Origin of the sequence: Nocardia spumae, from assembly GCF_020733635.1 — a bacterium.
Taxonomy (GTDB): Bacteria; Actinomycetota; Actinomycetes; order Mycobacteriales; family Mycobacteriaceae; genus Nocardia; species Nocardia spumae.
This window is the reverse complement of record NZ_JAJFZL010000001.1, coordinates 1850337-1863340: the sequence shown is the minus strand read 5'-3', so window position 1 is coordinate 1863340 and position 13004 is coordinate 1850337. Positions and strand designations below refer to the sequence as shown.

At 67.5% G+C, this 13004-nt stretch carries 11 protein-coding genes; 5 read left to right on the top strand and 6 right to left on the bottom strand.

Annotation, left to right across the window (positions count from 1 at the left end; all coding sequences use genetic code 11):
- Positions 1–284: 284 nt before the first annotated feature.
- Positions 285–986, top strand: a complete 702-nt coding sequence (locus LKD76_RS07875) for a hypothetical protein (RefSeq protein ID WP_227980367.1) — start codon at positions 285–287, stop codon at positions 984–986.
- Between the two features lie 95 nt (positions 987–1081).
- Here LKD76_RS07875 and LKD76_RS07870 read toward each other — a convergent pair whose 3' ends face one another.
- The gene (locus tag LKD76_RS07870; protein WP_227980366.1) at positions 1082–1765 is read right to left on the bottom strand and encodes a hypothetical protein; all 684 of its coding nucleotides are present in this window, start codon (positions 1763–1765) and stop codon (positions 1082–1084) included.
- Between the two features lie 199 nt (positions 1766–1964).
- Between LKD76_RS07870 and LKD76_RS07865 the strand changes: the two genes are divergently transcribed.
- Together LKD76_RS07865 and LKD76_RS07860 are read left to right on the top strand one after the other, a co-directional pair.
- A complete protein-coding gene (locus LKD76_RS07865; protein ID WP_227980365.1) occupies positions 1965–2285 on the top strand; it encodes a carboxymuconolactone decarboxylase family protein in 321 nt (106 codons plus the stop codon).
- Complete coding sequence (locus tag LKD76_RS07860) at positions 2286–2867, top strand: carboxymuconolactone decarboxylase family protein (protein ID WP_227980364.1); 582 nt, start codon at positions 2286–2288, stop codon at positions 2865–2867.
- On the opposite strand, the gene LKD76_RS07855 is transcribed toward LKD76_RS07860, so the two are convergent.
- The 5 genes from LKD76_RS07855 to prpD form a co-directional block, all read right to left on the bottom strand.
- The gene (locus LKD76_RS07855) at positions 2858–3055 is read right to left on the bottom strand and encodes a hypothetical protein (protein WP_227980363.1); all 198 of its coding nucleotides are present in this window, start codon (positions 3053–3055) and stop codon (positions 2858–2860) included. The two genes, LKD76_RS07860 and LKD76_RS07855, sit on opposite strands and share 10 nt — an antisense overlap.
- A gap of 107 nt (positions 3056–3162) precedes the next feature.
- Complete coding sequence (locus LKD76_RS07850; RefSeq protein WP_227980362.1) at positions 3163–6546, bottom strand: pyruvate carboxylase; 3384 nt, start codon at positions 6544–6546, stop codon at positions 3163–3165.
- A gap of 20 nt (positions 6547–6566) precedes the next feature.
- Positions 6567–7691, bottom strand: coding sequence for a bifunctional 2-methylcitrate synthase/citrate synthase (locus LKD76_RS07845; protein WP_227980361.1), 1125 nt, complete (start codon positions 7689–7691; stop codon positions 6567–6569).
- A complete protein-coding gene (gene prpB / locus LKD76_RS07840; RefSeq protein WP_227980360.1) occupies positions 7691–8605 on the bottom strand; it encodes a methylisocitrate lyase in 915 nt (304 codons plus the stop codon). Before prpB ends, LKD76_RS07845 begins: the two co-directional genes overlap by 1 nt.
- A complete protein-coding gene (gene prpD / locus LKD76_RS07835) occupies positions 8605–10107 on the bottom strand; it encodes a 2-methylcitrate dehydratase PrpD (RefSeq protein WP_227980359.1) in 1503 nt (500 codons plus the stop codon). Before prpD ends, prpB begins: the two co-directional genes overlap by 1 nt.
- 153 nt (positions 10108–10260) lie before the next feature.
- On the opposite strand from prpD, the gene LKD76_RS07830 reads away from it, so the two are divergent.
- On the top strand, positions 10261–11685 hold the full coding sequence (locus tag LKD76_RS07830) for a short-chain fatty acyl-CoA regulator family protein (RefSeq protein WP_227980358.1): 1425 nt from the start codon (positions 10261–10263) through the stop codon (positions 11683–11685).
- A gap of 136 nt (positions 11686–11821) precedes the next feature.
- The gene (locus tag LKD76_RS07825; RefSeq protein ID WP_372465974.1) at positions 11822–12796 is read left to right on the top strand and encodes a methylenetetrahydrofolate reductase; all 975 of its coding nucleotides are present in this window, start codon (positions 11822–11824) and stop codon (positions 12794–12796) included.
- Positions 12797–13004: the final 208 nt, after the last annotated feature.

Sequence of the window (13004 nt, the reverse complement as noted above, 5' to 3'; positions counted from 1 at the left end):
GTCGGCGGCACTCGCCGGCCACTGATCCGCGGTACGACTCGTCGGCTCGACCGCATCAGAAGCTGTCCCGGATCGTGGCGTCGGCCGGCTGCCCGGTTCCCCACCAGCATGAGCGCCTACCGCGCTCGACAGGAATTCCATTGTGGCTCCGGCGCATCCGCCGGCCGACGACCGCCCTCGTCGGTTCTGTCGGTGCCGTGCGACACAATCGGGTGGCGGCGCGGCGAAGTCTCGTGACCGCACAGTGCGCAGGTGTGAGACAACGGGATTCAGGGGGACGTGCGATGACGAGCGATGTGGATCGAAGGTGGCAGGTGCGCACCGCGGACACCGACCGCCGCGGACCGCTCGACTATTCCGATTTCAGCGTCGTGCGCGACCTGCTCCGTACCCGTCTCTACGGCACCACCTCTCTCGGCGACGGTGTGCGGCGGGTCATCGCTCCGGGGCTGGTACAGCGGGTGGTGATCGACCGGCCGCATACGGTCGTCCCGGTCACCTACGACATGCTCGCGCGGTGGCCGATCGGCGAATGGGAGCTGTTCGAACTCGCCGAACAGCACGTGCGCGGCGACGGTGGCGTACATATCGTCCGGGACCGCTTCGACCGGTTGCCGTGGGCCGACGATCTCCCGCGGGTGGCCCTGCTCACCGGCCCGGAGTATCTGACCGCGCACGCGCGCTGGCTCGGCGACCATGCCATCGGCGGCCCGGAAGGGGCGGTGCTGACGATGCCGTCGAAGGAAGCGATCTACGCCTACCCCGTTCTCGGCGCCGAAGTCGTCCGATCCATCGAGCTCCTGGCGCTGCTCGCCGCGCTGCACACCGCCGACCCGTGGCCGATCAACTCCCATGTGTACTGGTGGCGACCCGGATCCCTGGAGCTCGCGGCAACCACCCGGCAGCGCGAGGACACCATCGTCATCAGCCCCACCGACGTCTACCGCCGGAATCTCGCGCGATTCGAGTCCGGCGAATCACCGTGAGCGTTCGGCCGGACCGAGCTGATCCGCGCCGGGCCACTCGGCGCCTGCCCGGCCGGCGCACACCGCCGTCGCGAGTCCTCGACGATCGCAGCGCTTTACGTGAGCCGGTAGTTGTAGGTCGCGTAGCGGCGCGGGTCCGCCCCCGCATCTTCCCAGCCGTAGCGGTAGCTGCCCACGTGCCCGAGCCGGATGGTGGTGTCGGCCATCACCTCGAATCCACTGCGCCGGGCCCGCTCACAGAAGGCGTAATCCTCCCCGAGGTACCAGGTGTGCTCACCGTCGGGCACCAGCATGGGCAGGAAGTACGGGACGGTGGGGCGGTCGAACCGCATATTGCACACCGGCAATTTCTCGTGCTCGGCGACGGTGTCGTAGACGTCGCGACGGGTGAACAGGAAACCTGTTGCGGCGTACTTGATTTCCACGAGCCCGCCGCCCTCGCCGAACAGGATGTTCCCGGTTCCGGGCAGTACGTGACAAGCCAGACCCCGCACCCCCTTCTTGGCATATATCCCGCAGACGATCGGCAGGTCGTGGGCGAGCAATCGGTCCACCGCGGCCACCTCGAAGTCGATATCGGAATCGATCCACATCAGGCCTTCGAATCCGTCGCGCAGGGCATCGGTGGCCATCTGGCTGCGCCCCTGATCGATGGCCGCGAATCCGGTGACCAACCGGACCTGGTACCCACGCCGCTCCAGTCCGGTGAGGTTGCGGGCGAAATCCGGTGCTATCGACCCCTGAGTCGGGACGAGCACCACACAGCGCGAGGGATCCATGTCCGCAGCCTGCCACGCGCGCGGCCGCTCGGCGCTCGGCACATTCCTCACTCACGGTGAACGGTCGCGGAACCGTCGACGAGGTCGAGTTGACGTGACCGGCGCGCGAGCTTGGCCGATACCACCTGATCCGGACCCGACCGGCCTAGGGTGGTGCGCGTGCGCGTAGGTAGCCGAGTCGACGAGAACGGAGGCCGCGATGCCGGAGGACGAGAAGCGGACAGCACACCGCGCTCTGGTGGACCGCATTCGCCACGGCGCGGGCACCACATCACCGCGGGAACGTGACCGCGCGTTCCGCGATACCGATGTTCCGCCGCCACTGCGCACGCTGATCGACAAGGTCGTCACACGACCCGCGCAGATCACCGACCAGGACTTCCGCGCGGCCGAGGCGGCGGGCTTCAGCGAGGATCAGCTGTTCGAACTGGTGGTCGCCGCGGCGGTCGGCCGCTCGTCGCGGATATACGAGGCCGGCTTGGCGGCGCTGGCCGAGGCGACCGGCGGGGAGACCGGATAGATGCGACTCGACATCCTCCGGCACGGTTACAAGCCCACCACCAAGATGCTGTTCACCCTCATCCGGGTGTTCTCCGGGCAGCCGCTACCCGATGCCGCCAAACTGGTCTTCTACCGCCCCGACTTCTACGGCGCCCGGGCCAAGGAATTCACCCACCGGGCGATGCGCGGGCCCTCGCCCTGGTCGGTCGCGGATCGAGAACTCATGGCGGCCTACGTCTCACAGGTCAACGAGAGCGCGTTCTGCGTCGGCGCACATACCGCGACCTCGAATCAGGCGTACGGCGATGAGGCGAAAGTCCGTGCCGTACTGGCGGATCCGCAGTCCGCCCCGATCGACGACGGCCTGCGCGCGACGCTGCTGATGCTCGGCACACTGACCCGCGAGGGCACGGTGAGCGCCGATGACATGTGGGATGTCCTGGCCGCGGGCGTCACCCGCCGCCAGATCGAGGACGCGCTCGCGGTGTGCGCTGCCTTCGACACCACCAACCGGCTCGCCGATGCCTTCGGCTTCGAACTCCTCAGCCCCGCCGGCTACGCGGCGGGTGCCAAGTTTCTGCTCAAACGCGGTTACCGATAGCGGCCGCCCCGGCACAGCAACTCCGACCCCGGAGTGAGTCGCGCCCCGTACGCCTCCCACACCGAACCGTCGGCTACCCGCTCGAGCGTGTATCGATGCTTGCCGTAGCACGCGCGCGAAACCGGCGCCAGCCGCGACTTCGCGACCAGCCGATACAGGTGCCCACCGATCCGCAGTGTCGAGTCCATACCCTGCTCCCCTCTCGTGTGCCGTGTCGTGTTCCGGACACGGCAACGATCGCAAGCGGCGGCTGAGGGCAGCCTGAAGTGAGCTGAAGGGCTCTTCAGTCCGGACGTCAGGACAGGGTCAGCAGCAGGTCACCGCCGTCGACTTGCGCGATCGTGGCGACGGCGAGCCGGTCGACGACACCGGCGCGCTGGGCGGTGATCGCGGCCTCCATCTTCATCGCCTCGATCGTCGCGACGATCTCACCCGGTTCGACCCGGTCGCCGGCGGCCACCGAGACGGTCACCACACCGGAGAACGGCGCGGCGATGTGGCGAGTGTCGGCCGGATCGGCCTGCTCCGCCATCGGAATCGCCTGGGCGACGCCACGATCCCGCACCGCGACCCGGCGCAGTTGTCCGTTGAGCAGGCACAGGACGGTCCGGATTCCCCGCTCGTCCGGTTCCGAGATCGCCTCCAGGCGGATCAGCAGCACCACACCCGGCTCGAGCTGCACCCGATGTTCCTCGTCGTGGCGCAAGCCGTAGAAGAACTGATTCGCCGACAGCGCCGAGAGGTCACCGTATTTCTCACGGTGCGCGAGGAATTCGGCGGTGGGTGCGGGAAACAGCAAGCGGTTCAGTGTTGTTCGGCGTTCGACCGACGATCCGCTCAAACCTGCTTCGTCCCCGGAGGTCGGTTGCACCTCCGGTGCGGACGGCGCTCTTCCCGCCAGCGCTCGGGTCCGCAACGGTTCCGGCCAGCCGCCGGCCGGTGTGCCGAGTTCGCCGCGCAGGAAGCCGACGACCGAGTCCGGAACGTCGAAACGCCCAGGTTCAGTGGCGAATTCGTCGACGTCGACACCCTTGCCGACCAGCGCCAAGGCCAGATCCCCCACCACCTTCGACGACGGCGTCACCTTGATCAAGCGTCCCAGTAGCCGGTCCGCGGCAGCGTATTTCGCCTCGACCTCCTCGAACCGGTCGCCGAGTCCCAGCGCGATCGCCTGCTGTCGCAGATTCGACAGCTGACCACCCGGGATCTCGTGGCGATAGACCCGCCCCGTCGGTCCGGGCAGTCCCGACTCGAACGGCGCGTACACCCTCCGCAACGCCTCCCAGTACGGCTCGAGATCGCAGATATTCCGCAGGCTCAACCCGGTGTCGTGCGCCGAATGCGCCGCCGCCGCGACGATGGCCGACAGCGCGGGCTGGCTCGTCGTACCCGCCATCGGCGCGCTCGCACCGTCCACGGCATCGGCGCCGGCCTGCCAGGCGGCCAGATAGGTGGCGAGCTGACCACCGGGTGTGTCGTGGGTGTGCACACGCACCGGCAGGTCGAACTCCCGGCGCAGCGCGCTCACCAGCGTGTGCGCGGCCGGGGGCCGCAGCAGTCCGGCCATATCCTTGACGGCCAGCACATGGGCCCCGGCCTCGACGATCTGTTCGGCCAGCGTCAGGTAGTAGTCGAGGGTGTACAGATCCTCGCCCGGGTCCGACAGATCACCGGTGTAGGACAGCGCGACTTCCGCCAGCGTCGTACCGGTCTCACGCACAGCGTCGATCGCGGGGCGCATCTGGTCGACGTTGTTGAGTGCGTCGAAGATCCGGAAGATATCGATTCCGGTGGCCGCCGCCTCGGAAACGAATGCGCGCGTCACGTTCTCGGGATACGGCGTGTACCCCACGGTATTGCGTCCGCGCAGCAGCATCTGCAGGTTGATGTTCGGAATGGCCTCGCGCAGCGCCGCGAGCCGCTCCCACGGATCCTCGTACAGGAACCGCAGCGCGACATCGTAGGTCGCACCACCCCAGCACTCGACCGACAGCAACTCCGGCGTCATCCGCGCCACATGCCCGGCCACGGCCAGCAACCCGCTGGTCCGCACCCGGGTGGCCAGTAGTGACTGATGTGCGTCGCGGAAGGTCGTATCCGTGACGGCCAGCGCTTTCTGCTCACGCAGGCCGCGCGCGAAACGCTCCGGCCCCAGGTCGAGCAGCCGCTGCCGCGACCCCGGCGGTGGGGGTGCGGCGAGGTCGACGGCGGGGAGTTTGTCGTGCGGATATACCGCCGTCGGCCGGTCGCCGTGCGGCTTGTTGACGGTGACATCGGCCAGGTAGTCCAGAATCTTGGATGCTCGGTCGGCCGGGGCGTGGCGGGTGAGCAGTTCAGGACGCTCGTCGATGAACGAGGTCGTGATCCGACCGGCCCGGAACGCGGGATCGTCCAGAACCGCTTGCAGGAAGGGGATATTGGTGGCCAGGCCCCGAATGCGGAACTCGGCGACTGCCCGTCGGGCGCGGGCGATGGCGGCCGGGAAGTCGCGACCGCGGCAGGTCAGTTTCACCAGCATGGAGTCGAAGTAGGCGCCTACCTCCGCGCCGACGTTCGCGCCGCCGTCCAGGCGCACACCCGCACCGCCGGGCGACCGGTAGCCGGTGATTCGGCCGGTGTCGGGCCGGAAGCCGTTGGCGGGATCCTCGGTTGTGATCCGGCATTGCAGCGCGGCGCCGCGGACGGTGATCGAATCCTGGTTCAACGCCAGGTCTTCGAGTGTCTCACCGGCGGCGATCCGCAGCTGGGCCTGCACGAGATCGACATCGGTGATCTCCTCGGTGACCGTGTGCTCGACCTGGATCCGCGGATTCATCTCGATGAAGACGTGATGGCCGCGTTCGTCCAGAAGGAATTCCACCGTGCCCGCGCAGCTGTAGCCGATCTGCCGGGCGAAGGCCACCGCGTCGGCGCAGATCCGTTCCCGCAGTTCAGGATCCAGGTGCGGCGCGGGCGCGAGCTCGATGACCTTCTGATGCCGCCGCTGCAGCGAGCAATCGCGCTCGAACAGGTGAATGACGTTGCCCTGCCGATCGGCCAGGATCTGCACCTCGATATGGCGCGGGTTCACCACTGCCTGTTCGAGGAAGACGGCGGGATCACCGAAGGCCGATTCGGCCTCCCGCGCCGCGGCCTCGATCGACTCGCGCAGCTGTGCCCGATCCGCGACCCGGCGCATGCCGCGACCGCCGCCGCCGGCGACGGCCTTCACGAAGACCGGAAACTCCATGCCGTCCGCGGTCGCGACCAATTCATCGACATCGGCCGACGGCTTGGTCGATGTCAGCACCGGCAGTCCCGCGGCCCTGGCGGCCGCGATGGCTCGGGCCTTGTTGCCGGTCAACTCCAGCACCTGCGCCGAGGGCCCGATGAAGGTGATCCCGGCCGCGGCACACGCAGCTGCGAGATCCGGGTTCTCGGAGAGGAATCCGTAGCCCGGGTAGATCGCGTCGGCCCCGGCCCGCCGGGCCGCGGCGATGACCTCCCCGACCGACAGGTATGCCCGCACCGGATGCCCGACCGCGCCGATCTCGTACGCCTCGTCGGCTTTGAGCCGATGTGGTGAATTCCGGTCTTCGTGGGGGAACACCGCGACGGTCTTCGCACCGAGTTCGTAGCAGGCCCGGAAGGCGCGGATGGCGATCTCACCGCGGTTGGCCACCAGGACTTTCGAGAACATGCGTGGCCTGCCCGGCGCCATCAGGCGACGACCGAACGCTGTGGCACACCGATGTATTCGCTCAGCGGCCGGATCAGCGCGTTGGACTCGCCCTGTTCGATGATGTGCGCGGTCCACCCGGTGATCCGGCTCATCACGAAGATCGGGGTGAAGACCTCGATATCGAAGCCGAGCAGGTAATAGGCCGGGCCCGTGGGGAAGTCGAGATTGGGCTCGATGCCGGTCGCCTCGCGCATCGCGCGTTCGAGGATCTCGTACATCTCGACCCATCGCCGCCCGCCGGTGGCCGCGGCGATGTCGAGGAACGCCTTCTTCATCGTCGGCACCCGGGAATCACCGTTCTTGTAGACCCGGTGCCCGAAGCCCATCACCTTTTCCCTGTCCGCCAGCTTGTCTCGCAACCACCGGTCGGCCAGGGCGGGCTCGCCGATCTCCAGCATGGCGTGCATGACGGCCTCGTTCGCGCCGCCGTGCAACCGCCCCTTCAGCGCGCCGATCGCCGCGGTGACGGCGCTGTAGATATCCGACAGCGTCGAGGTCACCACCCGCGCGGCGAAGGTGGAGGCGTTGAAGCTGTGCTCGGCGTACAGGATCAGCGACACCTCGAACGCCTTCACCAGCTCCGGCGCCGGCACCTTCCCGAAGCACATGTTCAGGAAGTTCTCCGCGTATCCCAGATGTGAGTGCGGGGCGATCGGGTCCAGCCCCCGGCGGCGGCGGTGATCGGCGGCGACGATGGTCGGCAGTACCGCCAGCATGCGCAATGCCTTGTCGCGGTTGGCCTTCGCGGAGTTGTCGTCCTCGGCCGGATCCTCCGCGCCCAGATAGCTGATCGCGGTGCGCACCACATCCATCGGATGGCAGGTGTCGGGCAGCTTGGCCACCAGGGACAGCAGCGACCGATCCGCGCGGCGTGAGGCCCGCTCCCGCTGACAGAACTGTTCCAGCTGACCGACATTCGGCAGCTCGCCGTTCCACAGCAGATAGGCCACCTGCTCGAAACTGCAATGCTCGGCCAGATCCTGAACCGCGTAGCCGCGGTAGGTCAGCGAGTTGGTTTCCGGCACCACCTTGGAAATCGCGGTGGTGTCGACGACGACCCCGGCCAGTCCCTTGTAAATGGTGGGGATAGCGGTATCGGTCATCACTGATTCCTTCCCGAGCTGAAATTGAATATGCCGGAATCGAATTCGTTGTAGCGCTCGTACCGCAGGAGTTCGTAGAGCCGGCTGCGGTGCTGCATGCGGTCCAGCAGTCCGGCCTGGGTGCCCGTCTCGTAGATCTCGCGCAGACCGGTTTCGGCCGCCCACATCGCCAGCCGCAGTGTGGATACCGGGTAGATCACCGCGTTATAGCCGATCGATTCCAGCGTGTGCGCCGACAGCAGTTCGGATTTGCCGAACTCGGTCATATTGGCCAGCAGCGGAATCGACACCGCCGCGCGGAATTTCGCGAAATCGGCCTGCGTGTACAGCGCCTCGGTGAAGATCAGGTCCGCACCCGCGTCGGCATACGCCTGTGCGCGTTCGATCGCGGCGTCGATCCCCTCGATCCCCGCCGCGTCGGTGCGCGCGCAGATCACGAAGTTCGGATCCCGGCGTGCGGAGACCGCGGCGCGCAGTCGGCGCACCATCTCGTCGGCGGGCACCACGGCTTTGCCGTCGAGATGTCCGCATCGCTTGGGGTTGACCTGGTCCTCCAGGTGCAGTCCGGCGATGCCGGCGTCCTCGAACAGGGTGACCGTGCGGGCCGCGCTCATCGGCTCACCGAATCCGGTGTCGGCGTCGATCAGCACCGGCAGGTCGGTCACCCGCGCGATCTGGCGGCCCCGCTCGGTGACCTCGGTCAGGGTGGTCAACCCGATATCGGGTAGTGCCAGATCGGCCGAGACCACCGCGCCCGAGACATACACCCCTTCGAAGCCGATGTCCTGAATCAGCGTGGCCACCAGTGGGTTGAAGGCTCCGGGGATGCGCTGGACGCGACCGGAGTTCAGTCCCGCGCGGAAGGCGAGGCGCTTGTCCGCGGCGGAGGTGCCGGCGGCGAGTAATCCGGTCATCAGAACAGTCCTTTCGGCGATCGGTGCGCGCGGGCGAGCACATCCGCCGAGACGGTGAAGGTGAGCTCCGACAGCTCGGCGGCGGACAACTCGCCCGCGCGCTGGACCGCCTCGAGGAAGCGGTCCTGCTCGGCGGGTTCGACCACACCCTCGGCGAGAGTGCGGAATTTGGCGATGTACTGGTCGCGAGCGAAGGGCCGCGCGCCCAGCGGATGCGCGTCGGCGACTGCGAGTTCGTCGACGATCACCTCACCGCTTTTCAGCGTGACCTCGGCGCGGGCGCCGAAGGCCTTCTCGTTCGGGTCGGTGGAGTGGTAACGACGCGTCCACTCCGCGTCCTCGGCGGTCGAGATCTTGTTCCACAGCTCGATGGTGTCCGGACGCTGCGCGCGCTCGGGCGCATAGGAGCGCTCGTGGTGCCAGGTGCCGTCCTGCAGCGCCACCGCGAAGATGTACATGACCGAGTGGTCGAGGGTCTCTCGCGAGGCCTGGGGATCGAATTTCTGCGGATCGTTCGAGCCGGTGCCGATCACCACGTGGGTGTGGTGGCTGGTGTGCAGCACGATCGAGGCGATCTGGTCGAGATCACCGATTCGCGCACGCATGCGCCGCGCCAGATCGATCGGCGCCTGGCTCTGGTATTCGGCCGAATGCTCCTTGGTGTAGGTGTCGAGAATGGCGCGCTTGGGCTCGCCCGGGCCGGGTAGCGGCACCGAGTACTCCGCCCGCGGTCCACCGAGCAGCCAGGCGATCACGCCGTCCTCGCCTTCCCAGATCGGCGACGGGGCGCCCTCACCGCGCAGTGCGCGATCTACCGCCTCGACGGCCATCTTCCCGGCGAAGGCGGGCGCGTACGCCTTCCAGCTGGAGATCTCGCCCTTACGGGACTGCCGCGTCGCGGTCGTGGTGTGCAGGGCCTGGCCGATGGCCTGATAGACCGTCTCGGTATCCAGGCCGAGGACGGTGCCGATTCCGGCCGCGGCCGACGGCCCCAGATGGGCCACGTGATCGATCTTGTGCTCGTGCAGGCAGATCGCGCGCACCAGATCGACCTGGATCTCGTAACCGGTGGCCAGACCGCGGATCAGATCGCGGCCGCTGCGCCCCGCGTGCTGCGCGACAGCGAGGATCGGCGGGATGTTGTCGCCCGGGTGAGAGTACTCCGCGGCCAGGAAGGTGTCGTGGAAGTCCAGCTCGCGCACCGCGACTCCGTTGGCCCACGCCGCCCACTCCGGTGAATAGCGTCCGTCGACACCGAAGACGGTCGAACCCGGCCGGTACGGGTGCGACCGCGCCTGGGCGCGCGCAGTGGACACCGGGCGGCGCACCAGAGACGCGGCGGCGACCGCGGCGTTGTCGATGATCCGGTTGACGATCATCTCCTCCGTCTCCGGCGCGACCTCCACCGGATCGGTGGCAACTTCGGCGATATGCCAGGCGAGGTGTTCCTCGCGGGGGAACGCCTCAGCGGAGCGGCGGGTGCGGACGAGATGATTCTTCACAATCACAGACCTCCGAGAGCTCGGTTGATTCGCTTGTTTTGCACGCTACCGAGTCGGTGAAATGCAGGAAATAGCTCACAATTGCCGAATTCTGCGTAACCGGTTGAGCAAATTTGTGAAAGTTGTGTAAGTGCGGGGTGCTAGATTTCGGCTATGCAGAAGATGTACGTGGGCGGGCGGCTGCGCGCTTTGCGCGAACAGCGCGAGCTCTCCCAGACCGGACTCGCGAAAACATTGGGGTTATCGGTCAGCTACATCAACCAGCTCGAAAACGACCAGCGTCCGCTCACCGTGCCGGTACTGCTGCGGCTCAACACCACCTTCGATCTGGAGATGGGGTTCTTCGCACCCGACACCGATGCGCGGCTCATCGCCGATCTGCAGGACGTCTTCGCCGAGGATCCCGAGGGCGCCGCCATCGCCACCGGCGAGATCGACGATCTGGTGGCGCGGGTGCCCGCCGCGGCCCGCATGCTGGTGGGCCTGCACCGGCGGCTGCGCGGGGCCACCGAGCAGCTCGAACGGTTCTCGGCCGGAATCGACAGCAGCACATCCGATTCCGCTCTCGCCCGCCCCTACGAGGATGTGCGAGACTACTTCTACGACCGGCGCAACCACATCGCCGAACTCGACACCGCCGCGGAGGATCTGTTCACCCGCAACGGACTCACCCTGGGCGGGCTGGATCTGCAACTCACCCGGCTGCTGCGTGACCAGCACGGCATCACGGTCGTCATCCGCAGCGACGACCCCGGCGCTCCCGGTCCGAAGCGGCTCTTCGATCCCGCCACCCGGGCACTCACCCTGCCCCGGCGGCTCTCCCCCGGCCAGCGCGCTTTCCAATTGGCTACTCAGCTGGCTTTTCTCACCCAAACCGCCGCCATGGCGGATCTGATCGCCGACGCCGAATCCATCCCCGCACCGTCCCGCGGGGTCCTGCGCATCGGGCTGGCCAACTATTTCGCCGGCGCACTGATCCTGCCCTACCGGCAGTTTCGAGATTCGGCCGAAAGTATGCGCTATGACATCGACCTGCTCGCCGCGAAATTCGAGGTCGGATTCGAGACGGTATGCCACCGGCTGTCCACTCTGCAGCGGCCCGGCGCGCGCGGAGTCCCGTTCTTCTTCGTGCGCACCGACCGCGCGGGCAACATCTCGAAACGACAGTCCGCCACGGCCTTTCACTTCTCTCGCGTGGGAGGCAGTTGTCCGCTGTGGGTCGTGCACGAGGCGTTCTCCACCCCCGGCCGCATCCGCACCCAGATCGCGCAGATGCCCGACGGCCGCGGTTACCTGTGGCTCGCGCGCACCACCGACGAGAACACACCGGGCTATCTGTCGCCCACCCGCGAGTTCGCCATCGGACTGGGTTGCGATCTCGCCTATGCCGCCAAACTCGTCTATTCCCATGGTCTTTCGATCGATGACCCGAATACCGCCGTTCCGATCGGGGCCGGCTGTAAAGTTTGTGAACGAGCCGATTGCGCCCAGCGTGCCTTCCCGCAACTGGGCCGCCCCATCGACGCCGACGACAACCGCGCCCCGACTGTTCCGTACGCACCCGGCCCTCAGCAGTGAATCGATCCGCCCGATAGTCGCGCCATCACATCGGTACGACCGTCCCATAACTGCGCCGACGCCTCCCACCGAACGGAGACACGTGAGCCACGCACGCCCTGTCCGGATATCCCCGATCACACCGAAACCCCGGTCGGTGGTGGAGAGTCTGCGCACCCACACCGGGCCGCGCACTCCCTTCTCGGTGGAATTCAATCCACCGCGCGATCCCGACGGTGAGCTGCGGCTGTGGCGCACGGTGCGGCAGTTCGAGCGCATGCATCCGGCGTTCGTATCGATGACCTACGGTGCCGGTGGCTCCACCAAGGACCGCACCGCCCGCATCACCGGTGAACTGGCCCGGGAGACCACCCTGCTGCCGGTCGCACATCTCACCGCGGTCGCGCACAGCGTGGCCGAACTGCGGGGGCTCGTCGGCTCCTACGCCGACCGCGGCATCCGCAACATCCTCGTGCTGCGCGGCGATCCGCCGGGAGATCCACTGGGCGAATGGCGCAAGCATCCCGATGGTGTCGAATACGCGGAAGAACTGGTGCGAATGGTCCGCGGCCTGGGCGGATTCGATGTCGGCGTGGCCTCGTTCCCCCAGGGCCATCATCGCTCACCGGACCTGGATTCCGATACCGCGTTCTTGGCCGCGAAACTGGCTGCCGGAGCGGACTATTCGATCACGCAGATGTTCTTCGACGTGGAACACTATCTGCGCCTGCGCGATCGTGTGCTCGCCGCCGATCCGGTGCAGGGCGACAAACCGATCATCCCCGAACTGATGCCCATCACCTCACTGCGAACCGTGGCCCGGGCCGAGGAATTGAGCGGGCGACCGCTGCCCGCGGCGCTGGCGCGACGGCTGCACAAGGCCTCGGGCACGGGGACCGAAGCCGACCGTGCGGCGGTGCGCGAGGCCGGAATCGAGATCGCCACGGAGCTCGCGCAGCGCCTCATCGACGAGGGCGCGCCGTGCCTGCACTTCATCACCCTCAATTTCGCCAAGGCCACCACCGAGGTCCTGGCGAATCTCGGCTACGAGGTGTCGGCCGCGCCGCCCCCGCCGGCCGGCCGCGCACCGACCGTAGCGCCCCTTCCGGCCGATTCACCACGGGCCGGCTGAAACCTGGTGCGCTCCAGGCGAAACGGACCTCCGACACGTGGAGGCGCGAACCGGCTACGAACGCGGTCCCGGCACGGCGACAGCCGTGCGCGCCGAGATCACCTCATAACGACCGCACGACAGACGTATCGGCGCCGCGGTGACGTGTCCCGCCGATAACTCGGCTGCGCTCAGTGGCAGGGGAAGCCGAGGAAATGACGTGCGTCGT

What these genes read in the sequence shown, in the direction of transcription:
- LKD76_RS07875 (WP_227980367.1), top strand. Translation starts at nt 285, where the DNA reads ATGACGAGCGATGTGGATCGAAGGTGGCAGGTGCGCACCGCGGACACC.
- LKD76_RS07870 (WP_227980366.1), bottom strand. Translation starts at nt 1,765, where the DNA reads ATGGATCCCTCGCGCTGTGTGGTGCTCGTCCCGACTCAGGGGTCGATA.
- LKD76_RS07865 (WP_227980365.1), top strand. Translation starts at nt 1,965, where the DNA reads ATGCCGGAGGACGAGAAGCGGACAGCACACCGCGCTCTGGTGGACCGC.
- LKD76_RS07860 (WP_227980364.1), top strand. Translation starts at nt 2,286, where the DNA reads ATGCGACTCGACATCCTCCGGCACGGTTACAAGCCCACCACCAAGATG.
- LKD76_RS07855 (WP_227980363.1), bottom strand. Translation starts at nt 3,055, where the DNA reads ATGGACTCGACACTGCGGATCGGTGGGCACCTGTATCGGCTGGTCGCG.
- LKD76_RS07850 (WP_227980362.1), bottom strand. Translation starts at nt 6,546, where the DNA reads ATGTTCTCGAAAGTCCTGGTGGCCAACCGCGGTGAGATCGCCATCCGC.
- LKD76_RS07845 (WP_227980361.1), bottom strand. Translation starts at nt 7,691, where the DNA reads ATGACCGATACCGCTATCCCCACCATTTACAAGGGACTGGCCGGGGTC.
- prpB (WP_227980360.1), bottom strand. Translation starts at nt 8,605, where the DNA reads ATGACCGGATTACTCGCCGCCGGCACCTCCGCCGCGGACAAGCGCCTC.
- LKD76_RS07830 (WP_227980358.1), top strand. Translation starts at nt 10,261, where the DNA reads ATGCAGAAGATGTACGTGGGCGGGCGGCTGCGCGCTTTGCGCGAACAG.